The organism is Weissella coleopterorum (assembly GCF_011304355.1).
Lineage (GTDB): Bacteria > Bacillota > Bacilli > Lactobacillales > Lactobacillaceae > Weissella > Weissella coleopterorum.
In genome coordinates, this window is record NZ_CP049888.1 from 825,653 (window position 1) to 842,128 (window position 16,476).

Below are 16,476 nucleotides of genomic sequence, written 5' to 3' on the forward strand. Positions count from 1 at the left end.
AATGTATGAATACTTAAATGGCTTGATCACAGTTTTGGCCCCAAAATTTATTGTTGTTGAAGTTGGGGGCATTGGTTATCGTGTGATTGTTGGTAACCCTTATGCTTTTGAACAAAATGAACAAGTTAAAGTTTATATTGAACAAATTTTACGCCAAGATGAAGAAACCTTATACGGATTTAAAACGGCGAGTGAGAAGCAACTTTTTGAACAACTGCTGGCTGTCTCCGGAATTGGTCCTAAAAGTGCCCTAGCAATTCTCGCAAACTCTGATCATACCGGATTAATTCAAGCAATTGTCTCTGGTGATGTGAATTACTTGGTTAAGTTTCCAGGAATTGGTAAAAAAACTGCCCAACAAATTGTTTTGGATCTACAAAATAATTTAGCAAAGCTTCCGTTTGATTTTGATAATATTGCTGGAATTGAAAAACCAAGCCCATCCAATAATAAAGAACTAGATGATGCCTTGGAGGCCCTAAAAGCGTTGGGGTATAGTGCGCGTGATGTTGACAAAGTTGCAAAGAAATTAATCGCCTTAGAAGGATTAGATACAGCTGGATATGTTTCAGCGGGGTTAAAATTATTTAATTAGGAAAGACCAAAGGAGTACATGAACATGAGTGACGGGATTTTGGATCAAACGTCCCTAAGTTCGGACGAAGAGCAGGTTGATCGTAATTTAAGGCCAAATACTTTGAAACAATATATTGGCCAAGCGGAATTAAAAGAGCGATTACAGGTATATATTCAAGCTGCTAAGCAACGAGAAGAGGCCCTAGATCATACCTTGCTATATGGACCACCTGGTTTAGGTAAAACAACCTTAGCCTTAGTAATTGCAACGGAGTTAGGTGTCAATATCAAAACAACAACTGGTCCCGTGATTGAAAAACAAGGTGATTTATTAGCCGTCTTGAATGAATTACAACCTGGTGATGTGTTATTTATTGATGAAATTCATCGTTTACCCAAGACAGTTGAAGAAATGCTATATTCAGCGATGGAAGATTTTTACGTCGATATAATCGTTGGAGAAGGTGACAATTCAAGACCTGTTCATTTTCCACTACCGCCTTTTACTTTGATTGGGGCAACGACTCGTGGGGGAATGCTTTCACAACCGTTACGCGATCGTTTTGGAATTGTTGAGCATATGAATTACTATAATCAACAAGAACTAAGCGATATTGTGTTACGTTCCGCTAACGTATTTGAAATTGAAATTGAACCCTCTGGTGCGTTAGAACTAGCGAGACGCTCACATGGAACACCACGAATTGCTAATCGACTTTTACGACGAGTTCGTGATTTTGCAATGGTTAAAAAATACGCTGCAATTGATCTGCAATTAGTGGATTTTGCTTTAAACCTTTTAAAAATTGATCGTTCAGGATTAGATCAGGTCGATTTAAAAATCTTAACAACGATGATTGAAAATTATGATGGCGGTCCAGTTGGTATTAAAACTCTTGCCGCTAATATCGGTGAAGAAGTAGATACAATCGAATCAATGTATGAACCATATTTATTACAAATTGGATTTGTGAAGCGAACTCCGCGTGGAAGAACGGTTACGATAAAAGCCTATGATCATTTACAAATCCCGTATGAAAGGAAAGAAGATTAAGAAATGAATTTACCAAATTATACTTTGAATGATTTTGATTACGACTTACCAACAGAATTAATTGCCCAAACTCCTTTGGAGCAACGTGATACCTCCCGATTATTGGCATTGAATGCTGAAACTGGTGAAGTGGAAGATCGACATTTTTATGATATTTTAGAATATTTAAATCCAGGTGATGCGATCGTCATGAATAATTCACGGGTGTTACCAGCTCGCCTACATGGTATCCGCCCAGATACTGGCGGTCATGTTGAGGTGCTCATGCTCCGCCAAGATCATGGAGATGTTTGGGAAACATTGGTTAATCCAGCACGAAAGTACCCTATAGGTGCTAAAATTTCTTTCGGGAGTGGAGAATTAACTGCTACGGTTACGGCCGAGTTGGAGCATGGGGGACGGATGGTAGAGTTTCACTACAATGGAATTTTCTTAGAGATTTTGGAAGCATTGGGAGAAATGCCTTTACCACCTTATATCAAAGAAAAGCTTGAAGATCAGGAACGTTACCAAACTGTTTATTCTAAGGTAAATGGATCGGCTGCCGCTCCAACTGCTGGCCTACACTGGACTCCAGAACTATTAGAAAAAGTAGCAGAAAAAGGAATTAAATTGGTTGAGTTGACATTACATGTTGGATTAGGAACCTTTAGACCTGTTGAAACCGATAACTTAGCAGATCATAAAATGCATTCAGAGTTTTATCAACTAAGCCAAATTGCGGCGGATACATTAAATGAGGTTCGTGCCAACGGTGGACGTATTATTGCAACTGGAACGACTTCGATTCGGACGCTTGAAACAATTGGCTCAAAATTCAATGGTGTATTGAAAGCTGACTCGGGGTGGACGGATATTTTTATCAAACCCGGGTATCAATGGACAACGGTTGATGGATTTATTACGAATTTTCATTTACCAAAATCTACTTTGGTCATGCTGGTGGCGGCTTTTACGGGTCGTGAAAACATTTTAAATGCTTATCAGTATGCGATTGAAGAAAAGTATCGTTTCTTTTCATTCGGCGATGCGATGTTTATCCATCATTAAGGAGAAAAAATGCGTCAATATAGTGAATTTGATCAATTTTTAATGGAAAAATACCCATTAAAAGAGGAATTAATGAATGATCCTCATCGTCCAGTAATTTATGAATTATTACATGTTGAAAAACATACCGGTGCACGGTTAGGTCGTATTTATACTCGCCACGGAGTGGTACATACACCAATGTTTATGCCAGTAGGAACTCAGGCAGCGGTTAAAAATGTATCACCACGAGATTTAGAAGATATTAATTCTCAATTTATTTTGTCTAACACATACCATCTTTGGGTTCGCCCGGGGGATGAATTAATTGCCAAAGCAGGTGGTTTGCATAATTTCATGCAATGGAATGGTCCAATTTTAACGGATTCAGGTGGTTTCCAAGTTTGGTCACTTTCTAAAAATAATAAAATTTCCGAAGAAGGAGTTGATTTCAAGAATCACGTTGATGGTTCACAAATGTTCTTATCTCCTGAAGTAGCTATGTCGATTCAAAATAATCTTGGATCAGACATTATGATGCAACTTGATGAAGCGATTCCATATTTTGAATCTTATGATTATGTTAAAAATTCAGTCGAAAGAACTACTCGTTGGGCCAAGCGTGCCAAAATAGCACACGCCAGAGCTGATGATCAGGCTTTATTTGGAATCATTCAAGGGGCAGGATTTAAAGATTTGCGAAAATTATCTGCTGACGGTTTAATTGACTTGGATTTGCCGGGCTATGCGGTTGGCGGTCTTTCGGTCGGAGAATCCAAAGAGGAAATGAACCGCGTGCTTGATTTTACGGTTGATTGGATGCCTGCTGATAAACCACGTTATTTAATGGGTGTGGCAGCTCCGGATTCCTTAATTGACTCTGCGATTCGTGGAATTGATATGTTTGATTGTGTATTACCTACTCGAATTGCTCGAAATGGTTCATTGATGACTAAGCATGGACGAATTGTAATTACGAATGGAAAATATAAAGATGATTTTAGCCTAATTGATGAAGATACAGAGGATTATGGCTCAAATAATTTTACGAAGGCTTATTTGCATCACTTATTTAAAGCTAATGAATTGTATGGTCAAAATATTGCATCTGTTCACAATTTAAGATATCTGTTAAAGTTAATGGAAGAGATGCGCGAGGCAATTTATCATGATGAATTGTTAGACTTTAGAGCGCAAGTTTTAGAAGACTATGGTTATAATAAACCGAATGCACGGTTGTTTTAAAAAGGGAGATTTTTGATATGTCACAGAGTTTATTGATTTTTGTTGCCTTCATCGCTTTGATGTATTTTATGATGATTCGACCACAACAAAAGACGGCGAAGAAGCGCCAAAATATGTTAAATGAATTAAAGCCTGGTTCTGAAATTGTCACCATCGGTGGCTTACATGGGAAAGTTGATTCACTTGATACGAATACATTTACCCTTGATGCTGATGGTGTATTTTTAACCTTTGAACGTTCAGCAATTCGTACAGTAGTTGAAAACAAGGATCTTACTGAATCGGTAGAAACTAATGTTGCTCCTGTTGAAGTAAAAAACGAAAAAATTGTAGATAATGCAGATTCTGAAAAAGAAGATGCTATCTCTAATAAGGAAGATTAATTTCTTTATCAGAAAAGGAGACTGGGCACTAACTCGCCAAGTCTCCTTTTGTATTTAACTATATATTGTTAATGATCAGGGAGTAAGCAGTCATGGCCGATTTATTTGAAATTCCATTAAAATTGAATAGTGAACGACAGATTATTCATATTGATATGGATGCTTTTTATGCGCAAATAGAAATGCGAGATCATCCTGAATATAGACACGAAGCAATTATTTTAGCAAATGATCCCCGCCTAACCGGTGGAAGGGGCGTAGTGGCAACCGCCAATTATCAAGCTCGTCAACTGGGGGTACATTCAGCAATGAGTGCAGCAGAGGCCATGCGATTAGCTCCTAATGCTCGTTTTGTAGTGCCAAATTTTAAATTATATCGGCAAACCTCAAAAATGGTGCATGAAATTTTTCATCGTTACACAAAGCGAATTGAACCAATTGCGTTTGATGAAGCATATTTAGATGTGACAAATGATTTAGAGCACTTTGAATCAGCGTTGGAATTGGCCCATCATCTCCAACAAACAATTTTTGATGAATTACATTTAACTTCATCAGTAGGAGTTTCTTATAATAAATTTATGGCTAAACTAGCTTCAGAACACAATAAACCAGTAGGCTTTACGTTTATCGATGTCACACAAATCCGTGAATTTTTAAATGTCTTACCTATTCAAGATATTCGGGGGATTGGTAAAAAAACAATCCCTAAGATGAATGAATTAGGGATTTATACGGGATATGACCTATTTCAACAAAGCCAAGCAACTTTGAGTGACCATTTTGGACGTTCGGGTTATGACTTTTATCAAAGAATTCGAGGCGTTGATGATCGTAATGTTGAATGGCAGCGAGAGCGAAAATCAATTGGTAACGAAAGAACCTATGGTCCTTTTTTAGCAAGTGAAAGTAGCGTTTTTGAAGCATTACGGTACTTGGCAGATTTATTGGAAAATTCGACGAAGCAGGAAAAAAAGCATGGTAAAACTTTAGTTTTAAAAGTTCGTGATGCAGAATTTACAACTGAAACAAGGCGCCGAACTAATCTAGAATTCATTGACAACCGTGCTGATTTATTTTATGAATTGGCATTAGAGCTTTGGGATGAATTAGGTGGGTTTCAAGAACCGATTCGGTTGTTAGGACTAACATTAACAAATTTATCACCAATTACTTTTACAGATGTTCCGCTTGATTTATATGGGGTTTAAAAGCGCTATATGTGATATAATTTGTTGTTAGTAATTAGAAAATAATTAAAAATATAATTTAGAGAATAGAGATATAAACATGACGGCTGAAACGGGTATTTTAAACCAAATAAAAAAGCATGATACAATTATTATCCACCGGCATCAACGTCCAGATCCAGATGCATTTGGTTCACAATTTGGACTAGCTGATTTAATTCGAGCATCATTTCCAGAGAAAAAAGTTTATATGGTTGGTAAAATGCAGCCTAGTGCGCTTTGGATGGGGCAAATGAACGAAATTGATGATCAACTTTATGAAAATGCATTAGTAATCGTTGTTGACACTGCAAATACCCCACGAATTGATGATCAGCGTTGGGAACAGGGTGCAACCATCATTAAGATTGATCATCATCCTAATGAAGAACCCTATGGCGATTTTAATTGGGTCATTGAAGGAGCTTCTTCTACATCGGCTATGATTTTTAGCTTTTATCAACAGTTTTCAACTGAGTTGAAATTGTCAAATAATGGTGCAGCGTTTCTATACAATGGAATTGTAGGAGATACTGGACGCTTTTTATATGCAACTAATTCAAAAACAATGGAAGCAGTGGCTGGGTTAATGAAATTTGATTTTGATTGGTTTAAAATCAACCAAATGATGGATACAATTTCACCAGCTGCGGCGAAGATGTCTGGATACGTTTTGAGCAATATGCAAATGAATGAATTGGGTTTAAATTATATTGTTTTGAAGCATGATATTGTGGAAAGTTTTAACTTAGGCGATTTTGGAACTGCGTTTGTCGTACCATTGCTGGGTAAAGTTAATACGATGAAGGCGTGGATCGTTTTTGAAGAACAAGAAGAGGGCTTCTATCGCGTCCGGATCCGTTCACGTGACGTGGTGATTAATAAAGTGGCCTCTCGCCACGGTGGCGGCGGTCATCCCTTTGCATCAGGTGCATTGGCAAAAGATCAAACAGAAATAGATACAATTATCGATGAAGTTAATACAGTTTTAAAAGACATTAACGAATGAATTAGGAGAAATTAATGGCAAAATTTACGGACTATAATTTAAAAAAAGAAATATATCAGGCCCTAACTGCAATCAACTTCAAAGAGCCTACTCCTGTCCAAGAAAGAATGATTCCTGTGATTTTACAAGGACGTTCAGTTGTTGGTCAGTCACAAACCGGCTCTGGTAAAACACATGCTTTTTTGATTCCAATTTTTGAAAATCTGGATTTAAACGCAACGACGGTCCAAGTCATTATCACAACCCCTTCTAGGGAATTGGCTGCTCAAATTAACCGAGCTGTGAAACAAATGGCAGATATGTTTGATAAGAAAATACGCCCACAAGTTGGTTATTATGTTGGTGGAACCGATAAGAGTCGTCAAGCGGCTCAGCTTGAAAACAAGCAACCGCAAATTGTGATTGGAACACCTGGAAGAATTCATGATCTTTCTAAAAATGGATCTCTAGATATTCATACGGCAAGCGTTTTGGTGATTGATGAAGCTGATATGACATTAGATGGTGGATTTTTACCGGATGTGGATGCCATCGCTGGGGCGTTACCAAGCAATCTACAAATGTTGGTCTTTTCTGCAACCATTCCACAAAAATTACAGCCATTCTTGAAAAAATATTTAAATAATCCGATTATTGAAGAAATTCCAAGTGAGACAATTATTGCTAATACCATTACAAATTTATTGGTCGGAACCAAGGGTAAGACCAAAGATGAAGTTGTTTATAATTTATTAACGATGGGTAATCCGTACATGGCATTGGTCTTTACGAATACAAAAGTTCGGGCCAAAGAATTAACTAAATACTTGCGACAACAAGGATTAAAAGTTGCAGAAATTCATGGTGACGTCCAACCACGAGAACGGAAACGCGTCATGGCCGCCATTCAAAGGTTGGATTATCAATATGTGGTGGCTACCGATTTAGCTGCGCGTGGAATTGATATCCCAGGGGTTGACTTAGTTATCAACGATGGAATACCGAATGAATTGGAGTTCTTTATTCATCGAGTAGGTCGGACAGGTCGTAATAATCAAGCAGGAACGGCAATTACAATCTATAATCCCGATGAAGAAGACCGGGTCGCCAATGTTGAAAAAATGGGAATTGAATTCCAGCCTAAAAACTTTAGTCATGGTGAGCTAAAGGATGGAATTGATCGTCGACGTCGACGTCAACGAAATAAATCGACTGAAAAATTAGATCCAACAATGTTGGGGATGGTTAAGAAGAAAAAGAAGCATGTTAAACCGGGGTATAAGCGCCAAATTAAGGCTGCAATTGCTAAGGACGCACGCTTCAAAAAGCGTGTTTCAGATCGTGAAGAATTACGAGCAAATCGAAAATCTAAAAAGAAAGCAGCAGACAAGGCCCGCGGAAAATAAAAATTAGGAGGAAGATACTTTGGTTTGGACATCATTGAAAAATTACAGTATCCTCGTGGGAGGATTTATATTTGGTTCATTACTTGTTGCGGTATCCATGAATTTCTTCTTTATTCCTAATAATATATTTTCAGCAGGATTTAATGGAATCGCTCAGCTCTTGAATCTATTTTTAACTTATTTATTTCACATCCATATTGAAGTTGGAACGATGATTTTGCTGTTCAATATTCCAATTGCGATTGCTGGTTGGTTTTGGGCCGGACGACGTTTCGTGGTATTAAGTTTTTTGAATAATTTGTTAGCTTCTGGTCTACAAGTGTGGATGCCAAAGATGAGTATTGTTAATAATGAACCAATTTTAGCTGCCTTGTTTGGAGGAATTCTACTGGGACTTGCCATTGGAATTACCTTTCGTTTAGGATTTTCAACAGGTGGTATGGATGTGGTGGCAGCGATTGTTCAGAAACGGACAGGACGTTCAATTGGCTCGGTGAGTATGATCATCAATGGAAGCATTGTATTAATTGCTGGTTTCTTTATTGGTTGGCAAAACGCAATGTATACAATTATTGGAATTTATGCGACCTCAGTGGCGATGGACAATATTTATACGAAGCATCGAAAGCTTACCGCCTTCATTGTGACTAAGCATCCAGATGAGGTCATTGAAAATCTACAGGCGAATGTGGTCCGAGGGATTACAATTTTAGATTCTGTAGGCGCCTATACAAAAAAACCATCAAAAACCCTAATGATGGTTCTTTCACGATATGAATTAAATGAAATGGAAGAGCTAACAAAAGAAGCTGATCCAGATGCATTTATCAATGTTTTAAATACCGTGGACGTTTCAAATAATTTCATTAATGAAGATTTGCAACGTCAAATCCAAATTGAAAAAATTGCTGCTAAAAAGCAAATTTCAGACGTTTTAAATAACTAAAATCGAGGAGATAAAAATATGCCATTTGTACATGTTGAATTAGTAGAAGGCCGCTCAGAAGCTCAATTAAAAAATATGATGACAGAAATTACTGATGCTGTTGAAAAGAATACAGGAGCACCTCGCAAAGCCATTAAGGTGATTGTCAATGAAATGCCAAATAATCGCTATATGGATGGTGGAACTTTAAAATCTGAAGCATAATATTGAAAGGTGAGGCAAACTTGCCTCGCCTTTTTTAATTAATTATCGTAACGTAGGCGATCTTCATTTTGAGGTTAATAGGTAAAAATTATGACAAAACAGTATATAATGGCAATTGATCAAGGAACGACTAGTACCCGTGTTATTTTATATGACCAAAGTGGTGATACAATGGGGATGGTAAAAAAGGAATTACCACAAATTTTTCAAGAGCCAGGGTGGGTTGAACATGATGCTAATCAAATCTGGATTGACACAGAAGGATTAATGCAAAAAGTTTTAACCAAATATGATATTTCGGCCAATGAAATTAACTCAATTGGGATTACCAATCAACGTGAAACGACGGTGCTATGGGACCAAAAAACAGGTGAGCCAGTTGCACCGGCCGTTGTTTGGCAATCTAAGCAGTCCAATTCAATTGCTGATTTGTTAAAGGGACAAAATTTGGAGCAAAAAATTTATGATAAAACCGGTCTTTGGATTGATTCATATTTTTCAGCTACCAAGATCATGTGGCTATTAAAAAAACATCCAGAATTACAAAAATTAATGGATGAAAATCGGTTAAGGTTTGGGACCATTGATACTTGGTTATTATGGAAATTAACGAAGGGTCACGTGCATGCTACTGATTATACTAATGCATCAAGAACCATGCTCTTTAATATTCATACCCTGCAGTGGGATTCAGAATTATTAAAAATATATGGAATTAATAAGAATTTATTGCCAGAAGTTAAAAATTCCATTGATAATTTTGGTAGTACAGTGTTGAAAGGTGTGACAATTAACATTGGTGCTTTGGCCGGCGATCAACAGGCGGCATTATTTGGACATAAAGCATTTGTACCTGGAGCTATTAAGAGCACTTATGGCACTGGTGCGTTTATTGTTATGAATACAGGTGATCAGCCTAAAAATTCTAAACATGGCTTATTAACAACAATTGCGTATGGTTTAAATGGTAAAGTTACATATGCATTAGAGGGATCCATTTTTGTGGCTGGGTCAGCCGTCCAATGGTTAGAAGAAGGAATGGAAATTTTAGATAATTCGGCCATATCTGCTGAGTATGCCTATCAATCAAGTCAATCTGTGCCATATCAAGACATTTATTTGGTACCTGCCTTTACAGGCCTTGGAGCACCATATTGGGATCAAAAAATTCGCGGTGCTGCGTTTGGGTTAACCCGTGCAACTCGCAAACATGATCTGGTTCGGGCAACAATCGAATCTTTAGCCTATCAGACGAAAGATGTTTTAGATGTGATGGAAATCGATACAGAAATGGCAAGAACACATCTTTCGATTGATGGAGGTGCGGCAGCAAATGAATATCTTCATGAATTTATGGCAAATTTATTGCAGATTAAAATTACACGCCCAAGAAAGTTAGAAATGACAGCTCGTGGAATTGCATATATGGCAGGTTTGCAAAGCGGTTTTTGGGCCTCATTAGATCAATTGCCGGATAATCCAGAAACACTCACAATTGACTATGATGAATCATACCAGCCGAGAATGCATAAACGTTATGACAATTGGAAAAAATCCGTAAAATCCGCACAGATGTTCGCATCTAGGAATTAACGAAATTACAATTATTTGTTTTTTAAGTTACATTTATATTACTATCGCTAATTAGATTAATGTACTTAACCTGCTTTGAACTTAAATTGAGCTTAAACCTTTATTGAATGATGACCTCAGAGTAAATATAACCATTTAAAAAATAATGCGAACATCAGTTTGCATTGTATCCGAAATTGATGGGTTATACTTAGATTATTCAATTAATAATGTAAATGATCTAAGAAGGGTATGAATATGGTAAATAAAAAAATAGCAATTGGTTTGGTTGGTGCACTTGGGGTTGCAGCAGCATCTCAAGTTCCTGGGGTTCAAGCTGAAATTGACCATTTAACGAATAATGACGATTCTCATGCTAAGCAGCAAGGATCAGCATCAAGTCAAATAAAAGAAAATAGTTCTAAAAATGCAGGCATTACGACTACAAGTAAAGTTGCTAAGGCGGCTTCAGATGCCGTTGAAACGGCTCTTGATGTGGTTTCATCTGCAGGAACAATTGTTGCGACGCCAGCTATTGCGGTTGATGAGACGAGTTCCGCAGCTGGAATCAGTACCTTGTTGACACCAGCTGAGTCCGCAGCAGTAAATTCGACCAAGACAGTCACTACTTCTGATACAACAAAATATACTGTCGCCGATGGAGATACCTTAGGGAGTATTGCTACTGAATTCGAAGTTCCGTATGTTAGTCTGCAAGCTGCAAATAATGGAATTGATAGTTCAAGTATTCAAACCGGACAATCTATTGTGATCCCTGATGCAAAAGCAAATGATACTACCAAATATACCACTGGGACAGAATCAGATAATAATTCATCTGTGACTACCAACACAGTTGATCAAAACGATAATGATTCTTCTGTAACCACAAATACAGTTGATCAAGGGGATGACGATTCTATTGGAAGTGATGTTACGAATCAGGCAGATGCTAATGATAGCAATGAAAGTAATTCAGCAACTGCAAATGATACTGGGAACACCAACGTAGATAACGGAAGTGACGTTAGTTCAGACGCCGACGATGATGTGAATAATGATTCTACGTCAAATAATGATACTGACAACGGGAATGGGACAGCTTCTAATAATAATGATATTACGAACAATGACTCTAACGATAATGTGACTCCTGATAATGATGAGTCAAATAATGGTACTGGTTCAGTACCTGATAATAATAATTCAAATAGCGAAATTTCTGCAGCACAACAAGCTACGTTAGATGCCTTAAATGTACTACGAACTTCACGTGGTTTAAAGCCTGTTATTTGGGATAATAGTTTGGCTGCTCGTGCTCAAAGCCGGGCAAACTTAATTAATTCGACCGGTCAAATTCCAGATGATCACTGGAGCTGGGGAGCAGGTCCCGAAGTTATTGCAATTGATTGGGCGGCTGGTGCACCCGTAATTAACGCATGGAATATTGATGATGCTAGTGTGGGGATGATTACAGATAACTCAGGTCATCGCCGTTGGTTGTTGAGTCCTGATACAACCGCAGTTGGTTTTGGAATTTCAGGCAGTGTGATTGATGGAATTTCTAATGGGACCGATTTTTCAATTGCTTAATAGATATAATTAAAGAAACCAATCTAATGAAAGCACGGAAGTATGTTGCATTTTAGCATTGGTTTTTTTATTGGGATAAATTTTCATTTCTTCGTCATAGATATTTGGTTAAGATATTGATATTGTTCTAAATTTGATTTATTATTAATAAATAGACTGTCAAAATAGATTGAAAAGAGGTTTTTGAAATGTCAGGACACAGTAAGTGGCATAACATTCAAGGACGTAAGAACGCCCAAGATGCTAAGCGTGGAAAAATTTTCCAAAAGTTATCGCGTGACTTATATACCGCAGCGAAAGCTGGAGGGGTAGATCCAGATGGTAATCCTGGACTACGGTTAGTAATGGAAAAAGCTAAGTCAGCCAATATGCCTAAGGATAACGTGCAACGCGCCCTTGATAAGGCATCTGGAGCTGGTGGTGCTAACTACCAAGAATTAACTTATGAGGGATATGGACCAGCTGGAATTGCCGTGCTGGTTGAAACTTTAACTGATAACACAAATCGAACGGCATCTAATGTTCGATCAGCCTTTAAACATGCTGGTGGGGAATTGGGAACTTCTGGTTCAGTGGCTTTCCAGTTTGAACGTAAGGGCTATATCGAAATTGCTCGTGGTGAAGATGCGCCTGAAATTGATGAAGATCAACTTTTCGAGGATATGCTAGAAGCGGGTGCGGATGACATGAAGACTTACGACGATCAATTTGAAATTTATACTGATCCTAAGGCTTTTCCGGAAGTTCGTGATGCACTAGAAGCAAAGGGTTATACATTAATTAATGATGAAGTAACCATGATTGCGGATAATCCGATGGAAGTACCTGCTGACAAGGCTGAATCATTAGCTAAACTAGTTGAAGAATTAGAAGCCGACGATGATGTGTCTGCAGTATTTACTACAGCTGAATAATAATAATTATCAAAAGTTACTAATATAAATAGTGTTAATAAGAGGATTAAAAATTCTCTTGTTGACACTGTTTTTTTGTTTTAAATACCCAATTGTTTGGGAGATGAAACTAATAATAAGGCTTCAGATAATCTAAATATTATTAGGAATATTGCTTTAAATAAGATGAAATAGTAAAAATATTAATGATAACCTATATAAAAGCCTAATATTACTAATAAAAACGGTAGCACCAAACGTGAATATCGGTACTACTAATCAACAAAATAAGGTAATAATTCGATACTACCTTAGACAAAAATGGAGGCTCCCGTACCACGATGCCTAGCGCTTGCGTGAGATAGTTTTCCCTTTTGCTCTGAATTAATAGTCAAGGTTGACCTGACCCGGCTGACGTTCATTATTAGTCTTTTAGGAGGCTTATATTTTGGGTGATCGTGTAATTAGAATTCAACGGGTACCCAAAAAATAAGGTAAAGGCGCTAGAAGTAATCGTCGACAGAAATGGGTATCAGAATACCCGAGAAATGATTCGTGATCTAATTGATAAATTGATTATCGACGATGCAATTAAGCTTAGTCATTTAGACGAATTATTACTAAGCCACACTAAACAAGAAGCGAACATTATGAAGGCAGTTAATCAAATAAGCAAAGATGCATCAGAGATCAAATAATTATTAATACTTTATAGTGAAGAAGAAATTTAGGAGATTGGTAGTATGGCTGTTTCACAAACAAAAAAGAAAAAATGCAATTTTGGGTTGATGATAAAGCACAAGAAAATTTACAACTGATTAAGGATTATATTGGAAATAGTGATCGGGTGAATGGAGGAAATCAATCAGTTAATAGCATTACTAATTTTGTAATTCAAGAATTTGTAGATGTATTCATTACTCCACAACAAAAGAATCCAACGTTGAATTATGGAAAGTTAAAAAAGCGATATATGGGTAGCTCGAAGGCCAATGAAAATGAGTCATTGAAGATTTTAAAAGCTATTTGAACAGCAGAAGCACAACAATGGTGATTCTACAGTAAGAAGTCAATGGCATCGATCAAAACGCACACAACAAGCAACCGTTGATAATATCGTATAGTTAAAACGCTTTGGCCTTAAGAATTCCGAGATTTCACGTTGTATTAATGAATCACCTGAATTTATATCAAAGGCCATCAATATATATGGGAACTTAATCAGAGATTACTCTGAGATAAAACAAGATCGGACCCATATCTGGCAGTAAAAATGACTGAAAGTAATATTACCAGAAAGGCTAATAGATATTATGGATGATTTTAATAGACAGTATTTACAGGCTATTTCAGACCAAGTAACTCAACACTCTGGAATTGGATATTGGGTTTTAATAGGTGCTGTTATTGCAGTTGTAATGGGATTTGGAATGGGCAGTGGGGCTATTAATCATGATCGTTACAAAGAGGAAGGAGAAATTGATAATTCTAGTGCAATTATTTTTGGATTAGGATTGTTATTAATGATTGGTTCTTTGATGACAGGTATTATTTATTTTGGGCCAGTATCTTATTACTTAACAAGTGTAGAACAACAAAAAGCAATTAGTTATACAAAAAAGCATCCAGATTCTTATAAATATAAAGTTGACATTGGTGAAAAGAATTTAAAAGCGTTATGGAGTAAGCCGACAGAAGTTTATAAGACCGAATTCGTAAATCTAGTATCAACTAGCACGCAAGACAATAATAATATTGAGGGATCTATTAATGATCGATATTTACTCATGGCTGGTAGAGTTGAAGGAAGTATTAAGTCTGAAGATAAAACAGACTATCGATACTATGTAGATTTAGGTGACGGAAAATCACAGCTAAGAAAGTTAAGTGATGAATATCCTGATGCTGAAGCTAAAGATATTTATATTCAAGAATTAGATCATGTAGATCAACCTCAATTGAAAATTGAACACCATAGATATAGAGATAAGGATGTTAGAAATGCATTGAAAGCTACTAATCGTATGTATATGGATGAACATCCGGTTGAGTGGATAACTTATACCTTTGAGGTTCCACAGGGTAGTGTAAACAATGTTTCTAAATTATCATAAAATAAAAAAAGCCCCAAAAGGGCATTAGGAGATGTATTATGGACAATTCTCATGAAGTATATAATTCTTTCCATTTAAAAGGATCAGTACTCTCATCATATTTGGATAGAGATGAGTGGTATGGATGGAATCGTCATTATAAATGGATTGATGGGTATTTACAATTATACGTTGGAGATTTACCAGATAATCATCAACATAGTGATTGGGGGTTTATGAATGATACAAATATTCGCTTTATATTTGAACAAATTCATTATGATAATCAAGTAGTGATTAAAAACTATTTTGATAAAATTACAGTGGCAAATTTCGAAGACTTAAAAGGTAAATATGTAGAAATTATGGGATATATTGAAATACTCTTTGGAGAAACCAATGAAGTATCATTAATAGCAACTAGTATAAATGTACTATGATCTAGGAAGATCAAGTAAATTTATGGTCTTTTGTTTTAACGGATCATCAGTAAATCTCACTGTAAAAATACTTGATTCTAATATCGAAAGTCCTTCATACCCAAAATGATCTTTTATTTTTTTCTGTTGAGCTGGTCTTATGCTATCACGCTTATTGTTATCTTTTCTAAATGCTCTCTTCCGGAGAGAGTATGGGTAAATTTTTGCAGCATCTTTTGAAATTCCCATATTATTTTTAATAGACACTGATTTTATACGATTATGAATATATGAAATATCAACATCTTTTAAATTGACGATATTGATATTTTGCATTCTTTCAATCCAATATTCTAAAAATGGAGTAATCTTATTATCTGTACTAATGGTTTTAAAAACATTCAAAAAGGATTGTTCAGGCCAATATCCATGGATGAAATAGTTGTTTCCACGTTGGACAGTGGTTATGCTTTTTAAGGATTCAGATGATTTATCTGAAGAAGTAACAATAATATATATTTTTAAATTATTTGTATTTTGTTCCTCTAATTCGTTTGAAATGTAGGTTTCCACTAATCCGTTATGGTAATTGAATTTATCTAATAATGAAATGTTTTTATTACCTGTTATAGATTGAATATTATTATAAGCTTTTGTAAAATTCATTTTGTCTCCTAATTTGTATAGATTAGGAGCACAAATAATAGTTTGCTATAGTTACATTAACTCCTAATGGGGGATAGAAAGACTCAACATACGGCAACTTCTCAAGGTTCAGCAGTATGTTGAGTTTTTATTTTGGTATAATTATATCATGCTATGTGAAAATTTTATTAAGCATAAAAA

General features: G+C 36.4%; 18 protein-coding genes. 17 read left to right on the forward strand and 1 reads right to left on the reverse strand.

Annotation, left to right across the window (positions count from 1 at the left end):
* The first annotated feature begins 1 nt into the window (after position 1).
* The 17 genes from ruvA (at position 2) to G7084_RS04400 (ending at position 15,651) form a co-directional block, all read left to right on the forward strand.
* Positions 2-595 carry a Holliday junction branch migration protein RuvA gene (gene ruvA, locus G7084_RS04320; RefSeq protein WP_166011704.1) on the forward strand — a complete coding sequence of 198 codons (594 nt, stop codon included), beginning with the start codon at positions 2-4 and terminating at the stop codon, positions 593-595.
* Between the two features lie 24 nt (positions 596-619).
* Complete coding sequence (gene ruvB, locus G7084_RS04325) at positions 620-1,630, forward strand: Holliday junction branch migration DNA helicase RuvB (protein ID WP_166010370.1); 1,011 nt, start codon at positions 620-622, stop codon at positions 1,628-1,630.
* Positions 1,631-1,633: 3 nt separating this feature from the next.
* Positions 1,634-2,680, forward strand: coding sequence for a tRNA preQ1(34) S-adenosylmethionine ribosyltransferase-isomerase QueA (queA, locus tag G7084_RS04330; RefSeq protein WP_166010372.1), 1,047 nt, complete (start codon positions 1,634-1,636; stop codon positions 2,678-2,680).
* 72 nt (positions 2,681-2,752) lie between these two features.
* Complete coding sequence (gene tgt / locus G7084_RS04335; RefSeq protein ID WP_166011706.1) at positions 2,753-3,904, forward strand: tRNA guanosine(34) transglycosylase Tgt; 1,152 nt, start codon at positions 2,753-2,755, stop codon at positions 3,902-3,904.
* Between the two features lie 17 nt (positions 3,905-3,921).
* Positions 3,922-4,287: a preprotein translocase subunit YajC gene (yajC, locus tag G7084_RS04340; RefSeq protein WP_166010374.1), complete on the forward strand. Its 366-nt coding sequence runs from the start codon at positions 3,922-3,924 to the stop codon at positions 4,285-4,287.
* 92 nt (positions 4,288-4,379) lie between these two features.
* Entirely contained in the window at positions 4,380-5,498 is a 1,119-nt protein-coding gene (dinB, locus tag G7084_RS04345) for a DNA polymerase IV (RefSeq protein ID WP_166010376.1), read from the forward strand.
* 79 nt (positions 5,499-5,577) lie between these two features.
* Positions 5,578-6,525, forward strand: a complete 948-nt coding sequence (locus G7084_RS04350; protein ID WP_166010378.1) for a DHH family phosphoesterase — start codon at positions 5,578-5,580, stop codon at positions 6,523-6,525.
* 14 nt (positions 6,526-6,539) lie between these two features.
* The gene (locus tag G7084_RS04355) at positions 6,540-7,910 is read left to right on the forward strand and encodes a DEAD/DEAH box helicase (protein ID WP_166010380.1); all 1,371 of its coding nucleotides are present in this window, start codon (positions 6,540-6,542) and stop codon (positions 7,908-7,910) included.
* Between the two features lie 19 nt (positions 7,911-7,929).
* A complete protein-coding gene (locus G7084_RS04360; RefSeq protein WP_166010382.1) occupies positions 7,930-8,856 on the forward strand; it encodes a YitT family protein in 927 nt (308 codons plus the stop codon).
* A gap of 18 nt (positions 8,857-8,874) precedes the next feature.
* Positions 8,875-9,060, forward strand: a complete 186-nt coding sequence (locus G7084_RS04365; protein WP_166010384.1) for a 2-hydroxymuconate tautomerase — start codon at positions 8,875-8,877, stop codon at positions 9,058-9,060.
* Positions 9,061-9,150: 90 nt separating this feature from the next.
* Positions 9,151-10,653 (forward strand): glycerol kinase GlpK, encoded by a 1,503-nt coding sequence (glpK, locus tag G7084_RS04370; protein WP_166010386.1) that lies wholly within the window; start codon positions 9,151-9,153, stop codon positions 10,651-10,653.
* Between the two features lie 237 nt (positions 10,654-10,890).
* Positions 10,891-12,225: a LysM peptidoglycan-binding domain-containing protein gene (locus G7084_RS04375; protein WP_166010388.1), complete on the forward strand. Its 1,335-nt coding sequence runs from the start codon at positions 10,891-10,893 to the stop codon at positions 12,223-12,225.
* 188 nt (positions 12,226-12,413) lie between these two features.
* A complete protein-coding gene (locus tag G7084_RS04380) occupies positions 12,414-13,139 on the forward strand; it encodes a YebC/PmpR family DNA-binding transcriptional regulator (RefSeq protein WP_166010391.1) in 726 nt (241 codons plus the stop codon).
* A gap of 527 nt (positions 13,140-13,666) precedes the next feature.
* Positions 13,667-13,816, forward strand: a complete 150-nt coding sequence (locus G7084_RS04385; RefSeq protein WP_166010393.1) for a hypothetical protein — start codon at positions 13,667-13,669, stop codon at positions 13,814-13,816.
* 74 nt (positions 13,817-13,890) lie between these two features.
* The gene (locus G7084_RS04390) at positions 13,891-14,148 is read left to right on the forward strand and encodes a hypothetical protein (RefSeq protein ID WP_166010394.1); all 258 of its coding nucleotides are present in this window, start codon (positions 13,891-13,893) and stop codon (positions 14,146-14,148) included.
* Positions 14,149-14,431: 283 nt separating this feature from the next.
* Positions 14,432-15,232: a hypothetical protein gene (locus G7084_RS04395; protein ID WP_166010396.1), complete on the forward strand. Its 801-nt coding sequence runs from the start codon at positions 14,432-14,434 to the stop codon at positions 15,230-15,232.
* Between the two features lie 38 nt (positions 15,233-15,270).
* Complete coding sequence (locus G7084_RS04400) at positions 15,271-15,651, forward strand: hypothetical protein (RefSeq protein ID WP_166010398.1); 381 nt, start codon at positions 15,271-15,273, stop codon at positions 15,649-15,651.
* On the opposite strand, the gene G7084_RS04405 is transcribed toward G7084_RS04400, so the two are convergent.
* On the reverse strand, positions 15,646-16,296 hold the full coding sequence (locus tag G7084_RS04405) for a hypothetical protein (protein WP_166010400.1): 651 nt from the start codon (positions 16,294-16,296) through the stop codon (positions 15,646-15,648). The two genes, G7084_RS04400 and G7084_RS04405, sit on opposite strands and share 6 nt — an antisense overlap.
* Positions 16,297-16,476 lie beyond the last annotated feature (180 nt).

Coding starts and splice junctions, on each gene's coding strand:
- ruvA (WP_166011704.1), top strand. CDS start 2: ATGTATGAATACTTAAATGGCTTGATCACAGTTTTGGCCCCAAAATTT.
- ruvB (WP_166010370.1), top strand. CDS start 620: ATGAGTGACGGGATTTTGGATCAAACGTCCCTAAGTTCGGACGAAGAG.
- queA (WP_166010372.1), top strand. CDS start 1,634: ATGAATTTACCAAATTATACTTTGAATGATTTTGATTACGACTTACCA.
- tgt (WP_166011706.1), top strand. CDS start 2,753: ATGAATGATCCTCATCGTCCAGTAATTTATGAATTATTACATGTTGAA.
- yajC (WP_166010374.1), top strand. CDS start 3,922: ATGTCACAGAGTTTATTGATTTTTGTTGCCTTCATCGCTTTGATGTAT.
- dinB (WP_166010376.1), top strand. CDS start 4,380: ATGGCCGATTTATTTGAAATTCCATTAAAATTGAATAGTGAACGACAG.
- G7084_RS04350 (WP_166010378.1), top strand. CDS start 5,578: ATGACGGCTGAAACGGGTATTTTAAACCAAATAAAAAAGCATGATACA.
- G7084_RS04355 (WP_166010380.1), top strand. CDS start 6,540: ATGGCAAAATTTACGGACTATAATTTAAAAAAAGAAATATATCAGGCC.
- G7084_RS04365 (WP_166010384.1), top strand. CDS start 8,875: ATGCCATTTGTACATGTTGAATTAGTAGAAGGCCGCTCAGAAGCTCAA.
- glpK (WP_166010386.1), top strand. CDS start 9,151: ATGACAAAACAGTATATAATGGCAATTGATCAAGGAACGACTAGTACC.
- G7084_RS04375 (WP_166010388.1), top strand. CDS start 10,891: ATGGTAAATAAAAAAATAGCAATTGGTTTGGTTGGTGCACTTGGGGTT.
- G7084_RS04380 (WP_166010391.1), top strand. CDS start 12,414: ATGTCAGGACACAGTAAGTGGCATAACATTCAAGGACGTAAGAACGCC.
- G7084_RS04385 (WP_166010393.1), top strand. CDS start 13,667: ATGATTCGTGATCTAATTGATAAATTGATTATCGACGATGCAATTAAG.
- G7084_RS04390 (WP_166010394.1), top strand. CDS start 13,891: ATGCAATTTTGGGTTGATGATAAAGCACAAGAAAATTTACAACTGATT.
- G7084_RS04395 (WP_166010396.1), top strand. CDS start 14,432: ATGGATGATTTTAATAGACAGTATTTACAGGCTATTTCAGACCAAGTA.
- G7084_RS04400 (WP_166010398.1), top strand. CDS start 15,271: ATGGACAATTCTCATGAAGTATATAATTCTTTCCATTTAAAAGGATCA.
- G7084_RS04405 (WP_166010400.1), bottom strand. CDS start 16,296: ATGAATTTTACAAAAGCTTATAATAATATTCAATCTATAACAGGTAAT.